This is a genomic window from Photobacterium sp. GB-36, assembly GCF_003026135.1.
GTDB lineage: Bacteria > Pseudomonadota > Gammaproteobacteria > Enterobacterales > Vibrionaceae > Photobacterium.
Genome location: NZ_PYNY01000007.1, coordinates 32,286 through 53,400, shown reverse-complemented (window position 1 = coordinate 53,400; position 21,115 = coordinate 32,286). Strand labels below are relative to the sequence as shown.

At 38.6% G+C, this 21,115-nt stretch carries 18 protein-coding genes; 6 read left to right on the top strand and 12 right to left on the bottom strand.

The genetic code is table 11. The features are described from left to right. Positions 1-55: 55 nt before the first annotated feature. The 4 genes from C9J46_RS08725 to C9J46_RS08710 form a co-directional block, all read right to left on the bottom strand. Positions 56-2,446, bottom strand: coding sequence for a family 20 glycosylhydrolase (locus tag C9J46_RS08725; protein WP_233217651.1), 2,391 nt, complete (start codon positions 2,444-2,446; stop codon positions 56-58). A 58-nt stretch (positions 2,447-2,504) separates the two neighbouring features. Continuing rightward, the gene (locus C9J46_RS08720; RefSeq protein ID WP_107208265.1) at positions 2,505-3,449 is read right to left on the bottom strand and encodes a sugar kinase; all 945 of its coding nucleotides are present in this window, start codon (positions 3,447-3,449) and stop codon (positions 2,505-2,507) included. 100 nt (positions 3,450-3,549) lie between these two features. Then, positions 3,550-3,942 (bottom strand): RidA family protein, encoded by a 393-nt coding sequence (locus tag C9J46_RS08715; protein WP_005368015.1) that lies wholly within the window; start codon positions 3,940-3,942, stop codon positions 3,550-3,552. 42 nt (positions 3,943-3,984) lie between these two features. Beyond that, positions 3,985-5,436 (bottom strand): amidohydrolase family protein, encoded by a 1,452-nt coding sequence (locus C9J46_RS08710; RefSeq protein ID WP_107290778.1) that lies wholly within the window; start codon positions 5,434-5,436, stop codon positions 3,985-3,987. A 177-nt stretch (positions 5,437-5,613) separates the two neighbouring features. On the opposite strand from C9J46_RS08710, the gene C9J46_RS08705 reads away from it, so the two are divergent. Both C9J46_RS08705 and C9J46_RS08700 read left to right on the top strand, forming a co-directional pair. Then, entirely contained in the window at positions 5,614-6,885 is a 1,272-nt protein-coding gene (locus C9J46_RS08705) for an amino acid deaminase (protein ID WP_107290777.1), read from the top strand. A gap of 28 nt (positions 6,886-6,913) precedes the next feature. Beyond that, entirely contained in the window at positions 6,914-7,777 is an 864-nt protein-coding gene (locus C9J46_RS08700) for a MurR/RpiR family transcriptional regulator (protein WP_107247659.1), read from the top strand. Between the two features lie 43 nt (positions 7,778-7,820). Here C9J46_RS08700 and C9J46_RS08695 read toward each other — a convergent pair whose 3' ends face one another. Both C9J46_RS08695 and bla read right to left on the bottom strand, forming a co-directional pair. Next, the gene (locus C9J46_RS08695) at positions 7,821-8,363 is read right to left on the bottom strand and encodes a prepilin-type N-terminal cleavage/methylation domain-containing protein (RefSeq protein WP_107208261.1); all 543 of its coding nucleotides are present in this window, start codon (positions 8,361-8,363) and stop codon (positions 7,821-7,823) included. Positions 8,364-8,521: 158 nt separating this feature from the next. Next, positions 8,522-9,409, bottom strand: coding sequence for a class A beta-lactamase (gene bla, locus C9J46_RS08690; RefSeq protein ID WP_107208260.1), 888 nt, complete (start codon positions 9,407-9,409; stop codon positions 8,522-8,524). A 201-nt stretch (positions 9,410-9,610) separates the two neighbouring features. Here bla and C9J46_RS08685 point away from each other — a divergent pair, with 201 nt between their 5' ends. From C9J46_RS08685 to C9J46_RS08675, 4 genes are all read left to right on the top strand, one after another. Continuing rightward, positions 9,611-10,330: a sulfite exporter TauE/SafE family protein gene (locus C9J46_RS08685; RefSeq protein ID WP_107208259.1), complete on the top strand. Its 720-nt coding sequence runs from the start codon at positions 9,611-9,613 to the stop codon at positions 10,328-10,330. Positions 10,331-10,476: 146 nt separating this feature from the next. After that, positions 10,477-10,629: a hypothetical protein gene (locus C9J46_RS21655; protein WP_199187151.1), complete on the top strand. Its 153-nt coding sequence runs from the start codon at positions 10,477-10,479 to the stop codon at positions 10,627-10,629. Between the two features lie 760 nt (positions 10,630-11,389). Further along, a complete protein-coding gene (locus C9J46_RS08680) occupies positions 11,390-11,851 on the top strand; it encodes a SulA-like leucine-rich domain-containing protein (RefSeq protein ID WP_107290776.1) in 462 nt (153 codons plus the stop codon). A 194-nt stretch (positions 11,852-12,045) separates the two neighbouring features. Further along, positions 12,046-13,458 carry a basic amino acid/polyamine antiporter gene (locus tag C9J46_RS08675; RefSeq protein WP_107208257.1) on the top strand — a complete coding sequence of 471 codons (1,413 nt, stop codon included), beginning with the start codon at positions 12,046-12,048 and terminating at the stop codon, positions 13,456-13,458. Between the two features lie 63 nt (positions 13,459-13,521). On the opposite strand, the gene C9J46_RS08670 is transcribed toward C9J46_RS08675, so the two are convergent. From C9J46_RS08670 to C9J46_RS08645, 6 genes are all read right to left on the bottom strand, one after another. Beyond that, entirely contained in the window at positions 13,522-14,838 is a 1,317-nt protein-coding gene (locus C9J46_RS08670) for a GGDEF domain-containing protein (RefSeq protein WP_107208256.1), read from the bottom strand. Positions 14,839-15,024: 186 nt separating this feature from the next. Continuing rightward, the gene (locus C9J46_RS08665) at positions 15,025-16,308 is read right to left on the bottom strand and encodes a DEAD/DEAH box helicase (protein WP_107247660.1); all 1,284 of its coding nucleotides are present in this window, start codon (positions 16,306-16,308) and stop codon (positions 15,025-15,027) included. A 142-nt stretch (positions 16,309-16,450) separates the two neighbouring features. Beyond that, complete coding sequence (locus C9J46_RS08660; RefSeq protein WP_107247661.1) at positions 16,451-16,780, bottom strand: hypothetical protein; 330 nt, start codon at positions 16,778-16,780, stop codon at positions 16,451-16,453. 131 nt (positions 16,781-16,911) lie between these two features. Continuing rightward, positions 16,912-17,820, bottom strand: a complete 909-nt coding sequence (gene nagK, locus C9J46_RS08655; protein ID WP_107208253.1) for an N-acetylglucosamine kinase — start codon at positions 17,818-17,820, stop codon at positions 16,912-16,914. A 232-nt stretch (positions 17,821-18,052) separates the two neighbouring features. Then, positions 18,053-18,778 carry a tRNA-uridine aminocarboxypropyltransferase gene (locus C9J46_RS08650; RefSeq protein ID WP_107290775.1) on the bottom strand — a complete coding sequence of 242 codons (726 nt, stop codon included), beginning with the start codon at positions 18,776-18,778 and terminating at the stop codon, positions 18,053-18,055. Between the two features lie 93 nt (positions 18,779-18,871). Beyond that, positions 18,872-20,953: a methyl-accepting chemotaxis protein gene (locus C9J46_RS08645; RefSeq protein WP_107290774.1), complete on the bottom strand. Its 2,082-nt coding sequence runs from the start codon at positions 20,951-20,953 to the stop codon at positions 18,872-18,874. Positions 20,954-21,115 lie beyond the last annotated feature (162 nt).

Genomic DNA, 21,115 nt, shown 5'->3' with positions numbered 1-21,115 from the left:
ATCCGTTATCAATCATTAAAATGCCGCCTGAATAATCAGACGGCAACGACTTCGTTTAATGATTTTCTAAAATGTGAAGTAACTGCTTAGTTGGCGAGACGATAGCAACGATGGTTTCGTCAAATATGACGGCATTTTTATCAATAATTTGATGATAAGCCGCTACCTCTTGCTCTGATAACTGACATCCCTGTTTAGTTTTATCAATCAGTTTCATACCGAGTTCTGCAACCGCTATAACAGCATCAGTCATCGGCAGAGTATTTACAGCAGCAATATTGTTAGCAAAAATTGGTTTTGCTTGCTGCGCGGCTAACTTAACGGTTAAGTAATGCATATTTAGCGTAGCAAGGGCTGACATATCCCCCTTATTAATACGTGAAACCAGATCGTTCATCTCATACACTGCCAAACTTTCAACAGGCAATGCATCCGCAAAGCGATTTAAACGCTCATACTGGTTATATAAATCGCCTTTCGTTGGTATCGAATTCCACTTCTCCCAATGACGTGCATAATATTGGGCTGGCTCAACGTACTTGGCTAAGGTTTGTAACGGGCTTGAATCAGTACCATTAGCAAGACGTTTTAGCATCATGTTTGCATCTGCATGATGGCGTAACCCAACAGATATCTCTGACCACGTATCGATTGCTTTCATCCGCTTATACATGCTGCGCTCATCGGTTAACGCTTGGCTTGACCACAAACGCTCTGCAATTGCGTAACTTCGCGGCCATAAACGGTGTTCAATCGTCATAGAATCAAGGTTTTCGCCCCATATTGTGATTTCACCACCTAAAATCAATGCTTGTTCTTTTTCAGTTAATTCTGCTGGATAGCCCCCATTAGGTTCTGGGATCTGACTGCCTTTTATATCACTACTTGCAATAAGTTGCCCTGTTGCAGGCCAGCGCACATTACCGATTAACTGATAACTGCTGTCTGCAAGTTTGTCATTGGAAAAATCGTAATTAAATTCGGTGTATGACATGAAGTTATCGAAATAACCTCGGAATTTAACGCCTGGCACATACATAAGAATGTATACCTCTTCACGAGACTTACCGTTGTAGTCTGTAAACGCCCGATAACTGCCATCAGCAGCGGTAATAATAGTTAAGTTACCTTTACGTGGGCCATCTTTGCTTCTTGGCTTTACCCAATCATAAGTCTCGAATACCTCGCCTTGACGAAGTTTGTCATCCACCGTGCTCCCTTTAGGCATAGGATCGTTTCGATAGTGATAGCTTGTCGGTTGTGGCTGATCAAGGTAATACCCCGTAGAAAGAATACCTTGATACCCTTCTTTTGCGGCACGGCCTATGCTGTCATGACCTTGCCAGCTTTGGATCACTATCGATTTGGGTAACTCTTTATGCCAAATTTCATCCCACCCGATCATTTTCTTACCGCGCTCTGCCAGCATCTGCTCTACTTTAGTATTAAGATAAGACTGTAAACCGCGTTCACCATCAATATGATGCTCTTTAATAAACTGCTGAATTTTCGGGTTGTCACGCCATTGTTTATAGTTAGGCTCATCCCCGCCTATGTGGAAATACTCATCAGGAAATAAGGCAACAACTTCATCAAACACACTCGCTAGCATTGCATAAAGTTCTGGATTAGTAGGATCCATTAAAGGTTCAAATACTCCCCATCCACGTTGCTGAGGGTATTGTTGCTTTCCTATGCCAGACATTAATTCAGGGTAAGCATGAGCCACCGCAGATGCATGACCTGGTAATGATATTTCTGGAATAACACGAATACCTAAATTACGCGCATAATCGACAACCTGACGAATCTGAGCTTTGCTATAGAAATCACCATCGGTCGTGTCACGCCAAAGTTTTTGGTATTTATCGAGTTGAATACGTATGCCTTGATCGTCCCATAGATGCCAGTGAAAAACATTGAGTTTGGCTGATGCCATTGCATCTAATTGACGAAGGATCACATCAAGCTCAATGAAATGTCTTGAAGTATCATAAGATACCCCACGCCAAGGAAAGCGTGGCCTATCTTGAATAGAAACAGCAGGAAAAAAATAACCAGTAGCATCCGTAGAAACTATTTGAAGCAGAGTTTCTAAGCCACGAAATACACCATAATGCTGCGCTGCATTAATCACAATTTTACCGTTGCCAACATCAAGCGTGTAAGACTCGTCACTATTAATGTTCTGAACATCCGATTTGGGGCGATGATGAATATTAATCACTAACGTCGCGTCTTGTTCAGATTGTGCTTGCCAGTTCAACATGGGCAACCCTGTCTGACGATAAAGTCGCTCCATGATTCTTTTGGCGTAAAATTGTACACGAGGCGAATCGTAACCTTTGATATAAATAGCAAAGGATTTATCCAACGTGACTATGCCTTGTTTACGCTCCACTCTCTGTGGATAAGGCATTAAATTTAAATCGCTATTTGGCGTCATTGCTATGCAACCATTAGAAACGTGGAACAAGTAAAGACATTTTTATGATCTCAGGTAATTATAAAATTAAATGTCGCATTATATCGTTGGGGATAATGGCGCCTGAATGTTGGATCACAATTGCCGCTAAAGCATGTCCTAACGTTGCTGAGTCTTGATGGCTTTTCCCTGTAACTCGCCCAGCTAAATAGCCTGCAGCAAAAGAGTCACCTGCTGCACAAGTATCAATCACATTGCTCACCTGCTCTGTCGCAACATCAGCACGCTGAACAAGCTGATCTTGGCGCCAAATAAGCTGGCAAGGTTCACTCCCTCGTTTTATCACTATTTCATGACAGCCCATGCGTAAACAACGAGCAGCAACGCTTTCATCATCTCCCCACACCAATACATCATCGTCTTGTGTGATTAACGCGATATCAACCAGCGGTAAGATTTGGCTATACCAATGTTGCGCTTCTTCGCTCGACCATAATTGAGGGCGATAGTTATTATCAAAGATGATCTTTCCACCTGTTTGCGAAAAAGCTTCAAGCCGGTTTTTAAGTCGTAAGCGGCTTGCTTGGTCTAAAATGGCAAGACTAATACCGCTCAGGTAAAAGTAATCGTATTGCTTATCTTGTAATGCAATTTCTAATTTATTCAGTGATGAGGTTGAGAAATAGCGTTTTGCTGCCGAGTTATCTCGCCAATAGAGAAAACTCCGCTCACCCGTTTTATCCGTTTGTACCATGTATAAACCGGGTAATTGCTGAGCGAAGATTTCAACTAAATTGGTGTGGATTCCTTCTAGATGCCATGTTTCCAGCAGCTCTTGAGATAATGTGTCGACACCTAATCCTGTCGCATAAGAAACATGTACTGAGTGCTGGCAAGTTAATCGTGAAAGATAAAGCGCAGTATTTAATGTATCGCCACCAAAGCCTTTACGAATAGGATCGCCGCTTAGTTCGATCATACACTCACCAAAAAATGCAATCTTGGTTTCAGCGGAGTTAAGCATCAATTGAAAACTCGATATGTAATGATATAAATAAAAAAAGAGCGCCTAAATAATCGAAGAGATGGCATTTAGGCACTCCAAATAAAGCTTAAATCTAGGGTTAGCGGCGGTCTTCTCGGTAACAAGTCACATCGACTTCGACTTTTACATCAACAACCAAATCACACACCATGCAAATACGTGCTGGTGGATGTTCACCAAAAAATTCACGAAACACTTTATTGAATGATTGGAAATAACGAGCATCAGTAAGCACGACTTTTACATGCATTACATCGGCAAGGGTATAGCCTGCTTCGTCCATGATATCGATACAGTTTTGGATCGCTAAACGAGACTGGTCAACGATTCCGCCTTCTACTACCTCACCATCAATCATCGGTGTTTGACCAGAGACATAAAGAAACCCTCCAGCCTCAGTTGCGCGAGCAAATGGCAAGTGTTGACCTCCAGTTCCTACCCCACCTTCTACACCATAACGTTTGATTGACATACTACTCTCCACCGATAACTAGTTATTCTTTAAATATGTTTTTTAATTATTTTCTTGGGTGCTACTTCTAAATAAAAATGCGCCTTTCCTTGTGCCACTGACGTTGCCATTTGAATAGGTTAATTGTCCATTTACAAAGACGCTTTCTATACCCTTAGCAATAGATATTGGGTTTTGAAATGTGGCTGTATCTTTTATGGTATCAGGATCAAATAAAACTAAATCGGCAAACGCCCCTATTTTTATTTCACCACGATCTTTTAATTGATATCGATTCGCCGACATTCCCGTCATTTTATGAACCGCTTCTTCTAATGAAAATAACTGTTCTTCACGACAGTATTGACCTAACACTCGCGGGAACGTTCCCCATAAACGAGGGTGTGGCTTCGGATCATTCGGTAAGCCATCAGACCCCACCATGGTCAATTTATATTTTAAAACTCGTTTTACATCGTCTTCATCCATACAGTGATAAACAGCCCCTGCCGGTTGTAATGCTCTTGCTGCTTCTAATAATGAAAGATTCAGCTCTTCAGCTATCACCTTTAGGGTTTTACCTGCGAGTTCTGGTTTGGGTTCTGACCAAGTAATAAAAATATCAAAATCATCCGTAACTTGATTTAAATCGAGCGTTGATGAACTGGCTGAATATGGATAACAATCACAAGCAATATCTTGATATTCTGAGACTTTATCCATCAAGGATAACACTTCTACCGTGCGCCCCCAGTTACCAGCTCCTGCACATTTTAAGTGAGATATAACCACAGGTACTTGCGCATGCTTTCCTGTTTCAAAGGCTTCTTCCATCGCACTGATGATCGCTTCAAACTCTGTACGCATATGGGTTGTATATATACCACCATATTGACTTAGCACTGTCGCCAACCTCATGACTTCATCTGCGGTGGCAGCTTTTGCACTTTGGTAAGCTAAACCGGAGCTTAATCCCAATGCACCTTGCTTCATCGCTTGAGCTAAGCTCTCGCGCATAGATTCAATTTCTTCATTTGTGGCAGTACGTTGCAAATCATCTATTACGTTATTGCGTAATGTGGTATGCCCCACCAAGGCTGCAACATTCACTGCTGGCTCCGCAGCTTGCACCGCCTTTACATAATCGCCAAAGGTTGAATATTGAAAATCGTCTTTTTTTCCCAATAAGTTCATTGGCTCTGGTGGCTCGCCTTTAAGAATAGTCGGGCTCGCACTAATGCCACAATTACCCACTATCACGGTTGTGACACCTTGGCTAATTTTAGAAAGACACTCAGGAGCACGGATCACATTGGTATCATCATGGGTATGTACATCAATAAAACCCGGAGACAACACCAATCCTTCAGCATGAATAATTTGCTTAGCGTCATAACCATCTAATTGACCAATCGCTTGAATACGATCCTGACAAATAGCGACATCCGCAATGAACGATGCCGCGCCAGTACCGTCAACAATGACTGCTTTTTTAATGATGGTATCGCACAGCATATTGAGCACGCTCTAAATTTATAAGATGTAGACATAGTAAAGAAACGCGGATTTTAATCAGTGATAAAACACACAAAAAGGTAACAATTGTTTGATAGTTTCTAACACGTAACTTACCCTTTTATACATTTATAAAATAAGTATCAACAACTTAACTTATGTTAGAAAAGGTGATGCATGGATAAAAATCTCTTTGAATACGATAAAAACTATCATGATAACTGTTTTACTACGCCAAGTTTTGGTGATAAATCGCAACCAATTACGACTGAGTCAAATCGGAATTACAGCCTTATTGATGAAGAAATCGCCTTACCTGCAGCAGTAATTAAAGCCTCTTTACTGGATAATAACCTTCAGTGGATGCAACAATTTGCGAATCACCATAACGTGAAATTGGCACCTCATGGTAAAACGACAATGACCCCAGCCTTTTTCCGCCAACAACTTGAACACGGCGCGTGGGGCATCACTATTGCAAGTCCTGCTCAAGCCCAAATAGCCGTACTCAGTGGGGCACAAAATATCATTATGGCGAATCAATTAGTGGGTCGCGCAAACATGATGATCATTTCACAATTAATCAAAGATTATGATGTAGACTTTTATTGTTGCGTCGACTCAAGACGCAATGTTGAAGCCTTGGAAGACTTCTTTGCCAGCCATGATCAAAAACTGAATATATTAATTGAAATGGGTGTTGATGGCGGTCGTTGTGGTTGTCGTACAGCGCAAGAAGTCATGGCGTTAGCTCAACTTATTCACCAAAGCCCCCACTTAAACTTAAAAGGTATTGAAGTCTACGAAGGGGTTATTCATGGCGATGATGCAGAACAACAAGTCAGAGACTTTCTCAATCGTACTATTGCAATCACCATCCAATTACAACAAGAACACCTCATTCAAGAAATACCATTAGTCACAGGCGCTGGCTCTGCTTGGTATGACGTTGTTGCTGAATGCTTTAATAAGCATCGAGAGCTAGAGGCTGTTATTCGTCCCGGTTGTTATGCCATCCATGACACGGGCATTTATCTTGATGCGCAACATCAAGTCATGCAGCGTGCTGAAAAAAATCAGGGAATAGCATGTGATTTAGGTGGTGATTTAGCATCAGCACTGGAGCTTTGGGCGTATGTGGTCTCTCGACCAGAGCCGAATAAAGTGATTGTCGGCTTTGGCAAGCGTGATGCTGCTTTTGATGCAGGATTACCTATTCTTGAACGCGCTTATCGTAATGGTGAACCTGTTGTTTTTGATCAGGTAAAAACAACGGCTGTGATGGATCAACATGCTTTTCTCTCTGTTTCAAGTGATTGCGATCTACAAGTAGGTGATGTCCTCGTATTTTCAACTTCTCACCCTTGCCTAACCTTTGATAAATGGCGTGCTGTCGCAGTATCTGATGATAACGATCGCGTCACTCACTGGGTAAGAACATGGTTTTAAACGTACTAATTAATAAGAGGAAAACAATATGAGTGTAGATGTCGATATTATTTCTCAAATAACAGAGCGTTATAATGCCCTTCGTGATGCCGAAAAGAAGGTCGCACAATGGATTATGGATGACATCCAAAGCGCAGCCAATGCCAGTATTACTGAATTAGCACAAGGCGCTGATGTTAGTGAAGCTTCTATTACTCGTTTTGCTAAAGCGATTGGATGTAAGAACGTGCGTGACATGAAAATTAAACTCGCGCAAAGCTTATCTGTCGGTCAGCGATTTATTCTAGAGCCACCAGATCAAAGTGGTTATCAAGGTATTTATGAATCAATCAAACAGTCGTTAGATGTAAACCGCAGTTTAATTGTCGAAAAAGATATTGATACCGCTGCTGATTGGTTACACAACGCTCGGCAGATCATCGCTATTGGAATGGGCGGCGGTTCAACAATTGCCGCACAAGAAATGCAGCACCGTCTATTTAGATTAGGCTACCCTGTTGTGGCTTACAACGATGGGCTGTTATCACGAATGATAGCCGCAACCGCCGAAAGTAATGATGTTTTAGTGATGATTTCATCTACCGGTTACACACCAATCGTGGTTGAAACCGCGCAGTTAGCCAAAGAGTACGGCTTAAAGATTATTGCTATAACCCCGAATAATACCCCACTCGCGGAACTAGCTAGTTTAGTGCTACCAATTAAACATCAAGAAACAGACTTTATCTATAAACCATCAGCATCACGCTACGCCATGCTAGCACTGGTTGATGTCATATCAATGGCCATTGCAGTTAAAAACAAACGACGTTCAAGAGACAAACTGCGACGATTAAAAATAGCCCTTGATGCTCATCGAGGTGGTTTAGAGAGACAACCGCTTGGAGATTAATAAGAGAAATATCTATGTGGCTGTTTAAAGGGAAAATACTGGGTTAACAATCTTTATCTTCAATACCGACAACAGGTGGTTCACCATCGTAATAATTTACAAAGTAAACGCCACACTGATCGTTATAACTAAAACCACGAGGAAATATTTTACCGACTTTAGGTGTGGTATTGCCTGCTGGTAATGCTGAGATTTGACCACTAGGTATTGTACCTTGATTACCCAAACCACACCACTCAGCCTGGCATTGGGTATCTCTACCACTGGTATACATTACATCATTCAAGGTCAATAAGTAACGCATGCTATGCATCCAATGCCCGGTTGGATAACCCATAACAATTTCAATATCAACATCACCTGCATCTATCACTGACTTGTTAGGATCATGCTCAACACCAAGAACTATGGCGCGCGTATGGACAAAATCACTTGCCGTTATCAGTGAAGATTTCACTCCTTTTAATAAAGCAATGCGAGCATCTCTACTGATATTTAAAAACTTAGGGGCGACGAAAACAGCAATAATTCCAACAATAACGATGATGATAACTAGTTCAATAAGACTAAACCCTCTAATTTTCACTATCGTTATCCTTTATGTACATCAGTTTTTTGTGTCGTATATTTCCATCCTATTGACTGAGCAATGAATAGCAAACAAAGTGTTGGAAAAACGTTAGCAATATCAATAGATCATAAAAGCACAACATAAATTACATTGTGCTTTCGTATTCCTGTGTTTTAAGCCCCAAAATGCTGCAAAATAGCCTGACCAATTTGAGCTATTTCTTTATCACGCTCAGGAATACTCGCTTTAGTACCTGTTAGATAAATACTGATCACTAACGGTTGTTTTTGTTCGTTCCATACCACAGCAGTAATACCACGTGAACCATGGCCACCAGCGCCTGAGCGATCTGCAATTTCCCACCCTTTTGGTAAGACTGAACGCAACAAGCCATTTGAAACTTTATTGGCTTTCATCCAGTCTTTCAGTTGTTGTTTTGAAGACGCATTTAAAGCATTACCTAATACTAAATTGCTAATCGTTTTATTCATTGCATAAGGTGTAGTGGTATCACGCTCATCACCTGGTGTTGCCTCATTGAGTAATGGTTCAATACGATCTAACCTTGTTACATTGTCACCACTATCAATTAAAAATGTCGTTACGCCTACTGGGCCACCAATATGACTTAGTACTAAATTCGCCGCTGAATTATCACTGGTTGTCATGGTGGCAAAACACGCGTCTTTTAATGACACCTCTGTGCCGACTTTGTCTTGAAATACTGGCGCATAATCTAAAATTGTATCGGCGTTGATCAGATAGGTTTTATCCATCATGCCATCATTGATTTGGTTATCATGTAGTAACTTTGCACAAGCAAGTGTTTTAAAGGTGCTCATTAATGGAAAACGTTGATCGCTGTTATAGCCAAACAACTGCTTTCCTTTGCCATCAACGACTGAGACACCAATTCTTGCACCTAATTGCTTTTCAGCATGTTCAATTGCTGAATTAACTGTGATGTTTTCCGCTAGGCTCACGCTAGAAAAGCCCAAAAGAGAGCCCATTAATACTGAACCAATAATGTGTTTTGATATTTTTTTTGATAAATAACGCATGTACACCTCTGATAATAGCTTTCACATTTTATCAGTAAAAAAATCCATTAAAAGTAACGTTTGCGACATAAAGTTAATTAAAATTGGATAACCACCTATATTTTCATTTACTATTTTACTTTATGCATTATTAGTATTAGTTTGATTTAGTATTTACATAATCTCCGTAACCACCCATATTCAAGCTACTACATAAATATAATGACTATTGAACCTACCACCTTACTTGCGATTGCAGCAATCTTTGTCGGATCTTATGTCCAAACAGCTATCGGCTTTGGTTTAGCAATTGTTTCTGCACCTATTTTAATTGTTTATGCTCCACAATATGTCCCTGCCCCTATTTGCCTTATTGCATTATTTATCTCATTACTTAACGCCTTAAAACATCGCAGTAGTATTGAACTTGGTGGTTTAAAAATGGCCATTTTAGGGCGGGTACCTGGCTCTATTGCAGGTGCGGCTTTACTTGTTTATGTTTCGGCTCATGTCCTAACATTGTGGATTGGTTTACTGGTACTACTTGCAGTGGTTGTGAGTATCTTACCTTATCGGATTGAACCGACGCCTCGTAGAATGGTTATTGCAGGCTTCTTCTCAGGCTTATTCGGTACAAGCTCCGCCATTGGTGGGCCGCCAATGGCGATATTGTTGCAACATCAAGAAGCCAATCAATTACGTGGTAACCTATCAGCATTCTTTGTCTTTAGTTCTATTGTTTCTTTAGCGGCACAAATTCCTGTCGGCTTTCTTTCTTTTGATAAACTTTGGATAACCCTCCCTTTAATCCCAAGTGCATGGCTGGGATATTGGTTAGCGCTCAAGACTACCCAGTCTCTGCCGAAAGAAAAAATACGCTACGCTGCTCTTATCCTGTGCTTAATTTGCGGTATCATTGCCATCTATGAAAGTATCCACTAGTAAATATGTACTCAATATCACATATCACTAAGATTAGTACCCACAGTATCAATTAAACCAAACAAAATGATTGACCATTACCGATACAACTTGATAAACATATGTTAACAAACATTAATTTTTATCAGTTATTTAAGAGGTATAATATGGATATTGTTGTTGCCTTAACGAACGGAAAGTTCGGTATTGTTGAAGACTGCATCACGGCAGATGATATTGAAGGTAGCTGTATTGAGTGCTGGGTTGAAAATGACACAGGCTTTACTTACGAAAAAGCGATTGTCGCATATTGTTTATAGTCTAGTTACTTTAGAATTAAGCATCTAAATAATAGGTGCTTAATTCTCTCATCATATCAAGCCAACTCTATTCAAGAACTATTGTTTTATTTATCTGAAAATATGTTGGCAATTCAATTGATAATTATAGTTAGGGTAAATGCATAGAGCATATCCTAACTATGTTATTTTCCCATCACCTGAGACTACAAAAGTAAGTAATCGCCTCTCCCGCATTAGATCTCATTAACCTATTAACCTTCTTGCAAGCCTTTCTAAATACACATAAATGTCCTATCGGTAATGCTTTTATCTAGATTAATAACAAACCAACAATCCACATAACTATGCATCGGCTATAGGCAATACCGTGACGAATGCGCACAGAGCCATCTTCTATTCCCATTACTACATTAATTACGCTGATTAATCATCCACAGCAGCCTCAACAGTCAATTAACCGATTTAATACTGTAACTGTTTTTAACCCAACCACTGTACAAAACACTGTATGAATTACTGTATAAACACCTGTGACATAGCGCAATATTTTAACTATTGATAATTTTCAGTTTTCATAAAACAAAATAACACAAATAAAACACACTTAAATATTCATTTAAAATCAGATATTTAAATTAATTTGAATTCGAACGCTACCTATAAAAAACCACACAAGATATAAAAAGATCACACAAAAAACACTTGCATCAGGAGCTAAATAAAACTACTGTACACACATACAGTATGTATATATAACCACTAGTTGAGGAAAGCACTAATGAACTACCACTCATCAATTACTGCTTCACAAGTTTACAAGTCAACATTTGCAGCAGATTCAACCCAGCACCCCCTTTCTGCTGCGGTCGGACAACCAATTGAAGTGAGTTATAGTGTAGAGCAGCAAACTCAATTAGCCTATTTCTTACGACTATTAAAAAAAGCGAATAGTGAAAATCGTTGGATCATGTTTATTGGCTATGATGCCTTAATCGATAAGTCATTATTGAAAAATGCAGGTATCGACATCAACAAGGTCTTGCTGTTAAAAACACCTGTTCATCAAAGTAAACATAATTTAATGGTGAAGGCATTAGAAATGGGAAATTGCAGTGCTGTTATTGTTGCTGGTGAAATCGAACAATTTGATACTCCCCTTATATACTCTGCAGCGACCAGCGGACATGCGATGGCATTTGTACTAAATAAAAATACAACAACCCACTTAACTGTGCATTAACATGGACTAAGATCGTAACAAAATGGTTACAGTGACGTAATTTTAATGAGGATAACGTTAATAAGTTTAAATAATTCCCCTTGTTCCATCCCAAATAAACATACAAACTATCATTTTATTAAGATAATGGTTTTTAGGTACATAAAAAGACCATATAATCTTATATATATGATAATTAAAGATTAGGTTACAACATGGATAATAAGCTTGGATTAGGGGCGCTAACAGCACTCGTGATCGGCTCAATGATTGGTGCCGGCGTATTTAGCCTTCCTCAGAATATGGCACTCGTTGCAAGTCCAGCGGCTGTAATGATAGGATGGATGATCACTGGTATTGGCATGATCTTTCTCGCCCTATCATTTCAATACCTTACAATTATAAAACCTGAAATTAATAGTGGTGTATTTGGCTATGCGCAAGCTGGTTTTGGTGACTACATCGGATTTTGTTCCGCATGGGGTTACTGGCTAAGTGCAATGCTAGCAAATGTCTCATATTTAGTGATTGTCTTTAGCACATTAGGCATGTTTTTCGATAAACCTAATGATGTTATTTTTGGACTTGGTAATACGTGGCAATCTGTTGTTGGCGCTTCTATTATTTTATGGCTCGTCCACTTCTTAATTTTGCGAGGTGTTAAAACAGCAGCAAAAATTAATATGGTAACAACCATCGCTAAATTAGTACCTCTATTCTTATTTGTCTTCTTTACCATGCTTGCCTTCAAATGGCACACATTCATTTTTGATTTTACTGGCATTGAGTTTGGTTCCAAACATGACCTACTTGATCAAGTAAAATCGACTATGTTAATCACAGTATGGGTATTTATTGGTGTTGAAGGTGCCGTCGTTGTTTCATCACGAGCTCGCGATCGGAAAGATATTGGCCGAGCAACTATTCTCGGTCTATTAACAGCGCTTATTATCTATATTTTTGTAACGCTTCTTTCTATGGGTATTATCAGCACTCCTGAACTCGCAAAATTACAAAATCCATCAACGGCTAAAATATTAGAACACATTTTAGGACCGTGGGGAGCCGTTCTAATTGGCTGTGGCTTACTTATTTCTGTATGTGGTGCTTTCCTTAGCTGGACGGTTTTAGCAACAGAAGCACCGTTCCTTGCCGCTAATAATAATGTATTTCCTAAAATTTATAAGAAACAAAATGAAGCCGGTACTGCCGTTACTTCATTAAACCTAACGACTATTTGTATTCAGGTATCTTTATTTGTAGTGACTTTTGCAGGTGGAACCTACAATAGCATTTTGGTCATTGCCTCTGAAATGATTTTGATCCCCTACTTTTTAGTTGCTGCTTATACGTTAAAAATAGCGATACAAACTAAAAATAGAGGTTCTTTACTCTGGGTTGGTATCTTTGCAACCGTATACGGTATCTGGCTACTCTACGCATCTGGTTTGCACCATTTGCTGTTGTCTGCAATTTTGTATTTACCTGGAGTGTTTTTCTTTATTAAAGCAAAACGAGAGCAAAATAAGCCTATTTTTGTAGGTAGAGAAATCTATTTTGTTTTATTCCTTATTACCATTTCAGCGTTTGGTATCTACTTACTTGTAACAGGAAAGTTAGTCATCTAAATTGCAACTAAAAAAGCCGTGTTAATAAAATCAACACGGCTTTTTTCACATCATCTGTTTAACTTATAACTGTCGTTCATTCCAAGCTATCTCAACGCGATTTCTACCACGCTCTTTAGCCTTCATTAAGGCCTCATCAGCACGTTCAATAAAGTGGCTATAATCTTCATTCTCAAGTTCTGCTACACCTAAACTACAAGTCACTTTCATACCGTTATCCCATACAGCACTCTCTATACATTCACGTATTGATTCAGCCAGTTCTGCGGTAGCACCTAAAGGTGTTGCTGGGCAAAAAATCACAAATTCTTCTCCTCCCCAACGAGCAAATACATCAGATTTTCGTACACGCTTATTGATCAAACTTGCAAATCGTCGTAATACTTCATCACCTAAGCGGTGGCCATACTTATCGTTCACTTGTTTAAAGTAGTCAATATCGATAAATATCATTGAAAAAGAAATATTATTAACAATTGAGTGTGTTGTTACCTCTGCTAACCATTCATTAATTTCATGTCTATTACGAGTTCGCGTCAAGGGATCCGTAAATGCTAACTCTTCAAACACCAAGCTTTTCTCGTACAAAGTACGGTTAGCAGCACGTAAACGTTGTGTACGTTCTTCTGTTTCTTTAATCTTTTTTCTTAGATAAATGCGATCAATAATGATAAAAGATATTGCTGTTACTACCCAAAGCGATAACAATATTTTTACTAACGCTTGTTCAGTGATCCTCTCACCATAAAAAACCAGCTTATTTAATCTAATGGAATAATTCGCTTCTTTTACATAACTGCCTGTAGCAACTTCAATGATTGAAATGTTATCAAACTGTCGACTTGATTTATCAACAGGCACTTCGTAATCAGCTATCCACCATGATAAAACTTGGAAAGAACGAAGAGGAAATACAACTAGCCCTTTATCCTCTCCAGGGGCATACTCAATTGCATTAAACTTTAGAGAAATAGGATCTGATAACTTCGCGTAAGCTGAATCATAATTACGTAAATAAATACGGACTCTTTCTCCCTCTAAAGGGCTGTCATAATCAATATCAATCCCAACACTATCATAATCACTAAGATCAATACCTTTATCAACTGAGTCTGTTAGTGATATCGCAATTTCACAAAAAGGCCATTGCGCTTTATTAACGATATCACATTCAAGTAATGCACCATTCCTATCTATATATAAAGACGATTCTGTTGCACCATTCTGTCCTTTATCATCAATAATTTTGTATGTACTATTTACAGGAGACACAATGTACTCTTTCTTTGCGCCACCAAGCATAAACCACCCATAAACAATACAGGTAAAAATAACTAGAAATAATATAGTGTAACGGACTGGTTTTATTAAACCTGTCATGAAAACCTCAGAGACAATTAAAGAAAAAAATATGCATATAATTTAGTAGTAAAACTAACAAAGCTTACCGATTTTAACAATAGAATAAACATTAATATGTAAGCCTTATTATACTTTCAGTGCAAAGCATTAACACTAATAAAACAATAAGTTATCTTGAATTTATCATTATTGCCTCACCGTATATTAGCGACGATTTCTATGCTTACCTCTATTCTGGTGGATTCTACTTTTCGACTTTGCTCGTCGCTTTTCAGCTGCTGCACCACGGTGAACAGATTGTGTTTCTATTAATTCAGGATTAGGCTCATAGCCTTCTAACCATTGCTGTGGTAGACGGCTATCTAATAACTCTTCAATCGCTTTTAATGCCCATTCTTCATCAAGGCTCATCAAAGTAATTGCATGACCAGTCATTCCTGCTCGGCCTGTACGACCAATACGGTGAACATAATCTTCAGCTTTGAAAGGCATATCAAAGTTAACTACATATTCAAGTTGCTCAATATCCAGACCTCTGGCAGCAACATCAGTCGCGACTAATACACGAGTCTTACCTGATTTAAAATCATCTAATGCACGTTGGCGCGCACCTTGGCTTTTGTCACCATTGATCGATGACGCTTTAATACCATCTAAACCCAAATCTTTTGCTAACTGATCAGAGCCCTGCTTAGTTTTAGTGAAAACCAATACCTGTCGCCAATTACGAGAACCAATTAAATACGCAAGTAATTCAGCTTTACGATGTTTATCAACAGGATAAACCATTTGTTCAACGGTTTCCGCAGCAGTATTTGCTGGCGTTACTTCTACCATTTTAGGGTTGGTAAGAATATCAAATGCTAGCTTTTTAACTTGCTTTGAAAAAGTAGCAGAGAAAAATAATGTCTGACGTTCTGCCGGCATTCGCTTCATAATACGTTGAATATCAACAATGAACCCCATGTCTAACATACGATCTGCTTCATCTAATACAAACGTTTCAACTTCAGATAAAGAGACAGAACCATTAAAGACGTGATCAAGTAAACGTCCAGGTGTCGCGACTAAAATTTCAGCGCCTGCATTTAAGGCTTTAACTTGTACATTCATACTCGTACCGCCATAAGCAACCGCCACTTTTAACTCGGTATATTTGGCATACGTTGTAATACTATCAAATACTTGTTGAGCTAATTCTCGTGTTGGAGTCAAAATTAAAGCACGAATTTTATTACGTGACTTCTGATTATTTTCGACCGCTGTCGACACCTGCTCAGCTTGCGATGGTAACGTCATTAAGCGTTGTAATAGTGGAAGTGCAAATGCTGCTGTTTTACCTGTGCCAGTTTGTGCACCTGCCATTACATCGTCACCTTTCAATGCCAATGGAATTGCTTGTTGCTGCACATCTGTAGGTGTTGAATAACCTAATTCAGTCAATGCTTTTAACAAATTGGGATGAAGGTTTAGGGATTGAAACGACATAATGATTTCCTAACAGTAAAAACACTTATAACTTTCGATACAAGTAAGAACCGTGAGTCTACCATAAAAGGAAATAAGCGATCTTTTATCAATTGAAACAATATATAAAAATTATCAACAATGCAGATTTATAGAAAGGATGTTATTGGATATAGAGCTGTTTTTTTATTCTATAAATTCGCAGTTCTCTGATAGTAACAAAAACAAAATTGATAATCACAGTGATAAACAGGAAAGATGCTCCTAGTGGAGAATAGTCGAAGCTCATCATAAGATAGCCTAATGCACTGAATGAAATTAAAACTAATATCCACCTCAATGGCGAACCAAATCGTAAATCGTCGCGTTTCTTATCGTAATACACTGAAAAACGGCCTAATAGAAAGCCAAACTTAATGTCTAAACCATAAGATTTTATCTCATAAGGCTGCGAGATTTTTTTTAATTCCTGCTCAAGCTCTGCAATATCCATATTCATTTCCTTATAGAAGTATATCCATACTAGCAATTTAAAAATAAGAATTTTAAACAGAGGTAAAATTATGAGGCTCGTTTAACAAAAAAGAGCTCTATAAGAGCCCTTTTGATTGAATCTAAAAAATATTATTTTATATTTAAGAATGCCGCACCACGTACGCCACCCGCATCACCATATTTTGCTTTCACTACTTTTGGCGCAACAGCTACAGACAATAAGTATTTAGGTAAACGCTTTGGTAATTCATCGTAAATAACATCAAAATTAGATAAACCACCACCAAGTACCACAACGTGCGGATCTAAACCAGTAAAGATATTAGCGAAACAGATAGCAAGCAACTCTAAGAAACGTTCTACATGCTCAACTGCTTTTTCTTCACCTTCACGATAATGACCAATAATTTCAATTGCTTTTAACTTTTCACCGTAATAGTGCTGGTATAACAATTCAAAACCACGACCCGAAAGATAATTATCAATACAGCCTTTTTGACCACATCCACAACCGAGTAACGGTGCATTTTCACCTAAAAACAACCATGCATCTAACGGTAATCGAGCATGGCCTAGTTCACCACCTACATGGTTTAGACCAGAAAACACCTTGCCATCAAATACCATACCACCGCCAACGCCAGTACCAAGGATCAAACCTAGTACTGATGGCGAATCTTTATGTTCATCATCCCACGCTTCAGATAATGCAAAACAATTCGCATCGTTATCAAGTGCCACTTTACGACCCAGTTTCGCTTCTAAGTCTGCACGTAACGTGCGCCCTTTTGCAGCAGGAATATTAGACGTTAATACAACGCCATTTCGTGCATCTTCAATACCAGGAATACCGATGCCTACCAAGCCTTCACAACCAAATTTTTCATCGGCTTGTTGAACCAAAGTAACAACTATATCGATTAACTTATTGTAATCATCACCTGGTGTTGCCACACGCTCTGTTGCTACACGCTCAAGCTTTTCATTAAATGCCCCAAATTCAATTTTGGTACCGCCGATATCAAAGCCGTAGTACATCCTATAACCTCACAAATAATGCTCAACAACACCCGACCAGTGTACAAAACTTTCACTACTTTGAAAATTATCCACACTAAGCACCACTCTATCTGTGACTAATAGCAAATTTAGCCTCATGATGAGGTGTAAAGATCTCGTTTAAAGAAAAAATTTAGCTAAATTACATAATCATCACTGATTAAATGACAACCTCTCTCATTAACAACAAGTGACAAGGTAACGTTTACATTTAATTTCCGTACTCAAGCATAAAACTTTGAAGTGTTTTTAAGGCAGAGTCATCAGGCAATAGTCGATTCATTTTACCTGTGATGTAATTTTCACGAAATACATCAAACCACAGGTCTAACATTTCAGCATTTTCATGCTCACAAAATAAATCAACAATTTTAGCAGCAACTTCTGCTGTACCTAATTGGTTATCCTTAGACGCCTCACGCATTTTATAACGTGATGGTTTATCAGGGTTTATCGATAAGACTGGGAAATTATTTAAGTAAGGACTTTTACGAAACATTTTTTTTGCTTCAGCCCAACTACCATCCAGCATGATAAATAATGGACGTTTGCCGTCTGGCAGCTCAACGTTTTCGGCAACACGTTCAGGCTCTGCATATTCAGCAGGAAAAACCACATAAGGTTGCCATTGTGGATCATTAAGCAGTGCTAACATCTCTGTATTCGGTTCAGTACGAGACCAAATATAAGCGAAGGTATCTTCAAAAACATCAGCAATCAAACGGCCTGTATTGCTTGGTTTTAAGATCTCGTCATCGAACATGATGAGTAGAAACGCAGCATTCGATGTTGCTAATGGTCGATACTCACAAATACAAAGATGAGTTCGCAGCATACATTGACGACAACGCTCAACTTTACAACCGCGAGCTAAAAATGGACGAGTCGAACGCGCTAAACGTTCGTCATATAAAGTATGTACAGCATGTATGCGCATGAAGGATAACCTGAGACAAAATGAACTGCCGCATTCTACCGAATACCATGCGCAACATACAAAAATTAACTCTATCCAGTTCGTCTCTGATTATTAATTAGTCGATACTGGCGTTTCAAATGTTAAGACGGGATCATTTTCATCTTCTAAATGATAACGGCTCAACATACCTTGTTGTTGTTGCGCGATGACAGCGACACGTTCAGCTTCATCAACAAGCGTATCAAGCTGGTGATTATTTTGTTGAGCACGACTTGCAACCTGCTCCAAATTTTGGGCAACATGTTGTGACGCTCGTTCTTGTTGTTGTGTCGCAACGGCAATCGTCACCATTTGTTGATTGATATCTGAAATAGTATTTTTGATCAAATTGATAGCTTGTTGCACATCACTGCTACGTTCAATAGACGACATCATTTCTTTACGACTCACTAACATCGCTTCATTGACGTCATCAGCCGCTTTATGAAGCGAGGCTATCGTATTGCGAATAGACTCTGTTTGTTGATTCGTTTCACTTGCCAATTGACGAACTTCATCTGCAACAACAGCAAACCCACGGCCTTGTTCTCCCGCTCTTGCTGCTTCAATGGCTGCATTTAAAGCCAGTAAGTTAGTGTTATTCGCGATAGAACTTATAAGCTCCACGACTTCTGTAATTTCTTTTACGTAATTATCTAACTCTTGCATTCGCTTTTCATTAATAGCGAATTGCTCTTCTAGAGCTAATAAGCCTTGAGTACTGCACTCAATAATCCCAACACCATTTAAAGCTAATTGTTGAGCCTTTTGCGCTTGTTTTTCTGATTCAGAGCTACTTTGCGAGATCTCTCGAATAGATCCTTCAAGTTGTGTCATCGATGTTGTTACAACAGCCAATTCCTCACTTTGATTTTGTAGCGCAACACGCGAAGTTGTAGAAGCGTGCATGCTTAATTCAGCAGCACTGGTTAACTCATTACTGTTAGTAATTAACTGCTGTAGTGATTCTCTATCATGTTCACACAGATCGTTGAGCACTTGTGCTAACTGAGCAAATTCACTAGCAGCATTAGTATTTGCCTTAACCGTTAAATTCCCCTCACTAATTTTATTTACAACGTCACTAATATGTTCAATCGACTTTTTCACTACGCGGCTTATCCACGTTCCTGCAAGCACTGAAATAATTAACCCAATGATGCTAAAAATTAGGAACATTTGTCGTGCATCATTGCTTGCATGTGTAAAACCATTTTCACCATTTTTAATTAAACCATGTGATTGCTGGGTAATCACTTGGAGTAAATCCATAATCAAACTAGTTTGGTGTTTAACTTCGGTATATTTAATGCTTTGTTCTTCATTGAGTTTCAATACATTTAAATAACGTTCAATATATCCCTGTTTGGCAAATAACTTTTTTACCATTTCAAATGGCACAGTGAGGCTTGAAAAATCATTTATCGCACCATTTTCACGTACCAATTCACCCCAAGCATATTTCATCCCTGATAAATTCGTACGTTTAAGATCTTTTGCTATCAACTTTGCTTTAACCAAATCAGGTTCTGTGACTAACAGCATCAAGTTACCGCTTAACTCTACAGCATGATTTAAAAAGTTAGTGACATTACTCATCGCATACTCGTTATCAGAATATAACGTTATACCAACACGACTCATTTCCGAACGAACAGATGAAACCGCATAGTTCATCGTTGAGCGCTCAGTTGCTAGCTTTTCTTTATTTAGAATAATTTCTTTTTGAATGGAATAAATATCAAACGCTAATTGATTAATGGATTCAACTTCAGACAAGTATTTTTCTGCATATTGTTTTAACCAGTTTATCTTATAAGTTTTTGCTAGTATCTCTAACTCTTTACCTGCATCTTCACCTTGGTTATGCATATTATTATAAATAGCAAATGTTTGATTCAGTGACTGTTCATTATTACTCATCAACATATCACTTAAGCTTTGCTCAACTTCTAATGCACTTGTCACAATCGTGGCGTTTTTTAATGATACTGGCACCGCTTGGTTGCTTAATACATCAAACTCTCGGGTCATGTTATTTAATCCATTATTACCCGAAAAAGAAAGCGTAAGACTGATTGTTACCAGTATTGCTAAAACAAACTGAATTCTTAAAACAACAGATAATTTTTTTGCGCGATGTGCTTGCTTCATTAACCTATCCTCAGAACATTGTTAAGAGAGAAAAGTAAAAAGCAAAATGCTAACTACCAATTATTAATATTATGAATACTCTCTATGGAGCATTAAGGTAATAATTAATTGTTAAAGAAATATTTCAATTAATTATTTTATTAATATTCTTGTTTTTAATGA

Excerpts from the sequence above, each read along its gene's own strand:
- C9J46_RS08675 (WP_107208257.1), top strand. The coding sequence starts at position 12,046 with ATGGATAATAAGCTTGGATTAGGGGCGCTAACAGCACTCGTGATCGGC.
- C9J46_RS21655 (WP_199187151.1), top strand. The coding sequence starts at position 10,477 with ATGGATATTGTTGTTGCCTTAACGAACGGAAAGTTCGGTATTGTTGAA.
- C9J46_RS08720 (WP_107208265.1), bottom strand. The coding sequence starts at position 3,449 with ATGCTTAACTCCGCTGAAACCAAGATTGCATTTTTTGGTGAGTGTATG.
- C9J46_RS08650 (WP_107290775.1), bottom strand. The coding sequence starts at position 18,778 with ATGCGCATACATGCTGTACATACTTTATATGACGAACGTTTAGCGCGT.
- C9J46_RS08665 (WP_107247660.1), bottom strand. The coding sequence starts at position 16,308 with ATGTCGTTTCAATCCCTAAACCTTCATCCCAATTTGTTAAAAGCATTG.
- nagK (WP_107208253.1), bottom strand. The coding sequence starts at position 17,820 with ATGTACTACGGCTTTGATATCGGCGGTACCAAAATTGAATTTGGGGCA.
- C9J46_RS08680 (WP_107290776.1), top strand. The coding sequence starts at position 11,390 with ATGAACTACCACTCATCAATTACTGCTTCACAAGTTTACAAGTCAACA.
- C9J46_RS08660 (WP_107247661.1), bottom strand. The coding sequence starts at position 16,780 with ATGGATATTGCAGAGCTTGAGCAGGAATTAAAAAAAATCTCGCAGCCT.
- C9J46_RS08705 (WP_107290777.1), top strand. The coding sequence starts at position 5,614 with ATGGATAAAAATCTCTTTGAATACGATAAAAACTATCATGATAACTGT.
- C9J46_RS08670 (WP_107208256.1), bottom strand. The coding sequence starts at position 14,838 with ATGACAGGTTTAATAAAACCAGTCCGTTACACTATATTATTTCTAGTT.
- C9J46_RS08725 (WP_233217651.1), bottom strand. The coding sequence starts at position 2,446 with ATGACGCCAAATAGCGATTTAAATTTAATGCCTTATCCACAGAGAGTG.
- C9J46_RS08710 (WP_107290778.1), bottom strand. The coding sequence starts at position 5,436 with ATGCTGTGCGATACCATCATTAAAAAAGCAGTCATTGTTGACGGTACT.
- C9J46_RS08685 (WP_107208259.1), top strand. The coding sequence starts at position 9,611 with ATGACTATTGAACCTACCACCTTACTTGCGATTGCAGCAATCTTTGTC.
- C9J46_RS08715 (WP_005368015.1), bottom strand. The coding sequence starts at position 3,942 with ATGTCAATCAAACGTTATGGTGTAGAAGGTGGGGTAGGAACTGGAGGT.
- bla (WP_107208260.1), bottom strand. The coding sequence starts at position 9,409 with ATGCGTTATTTATCAAAAAAAATATCAAAACACATTATTGGTTCAGTA.
- C9J46_RS08645 (WP_107290774.1), bottom strand. The coding sequence starts at position 20,953 with ATGAAGCAAGCACATCGCGCAAAAAAATTATCTGTTGTTTTAAGAATT.
- C9J46_RS08700 (WP_107247659.1), top strand. The coding sequence starts at position 6,914 with ATGAGTGTAGATGTCGATATTATTTCTCAAATAACAGAGCGTTATAAT.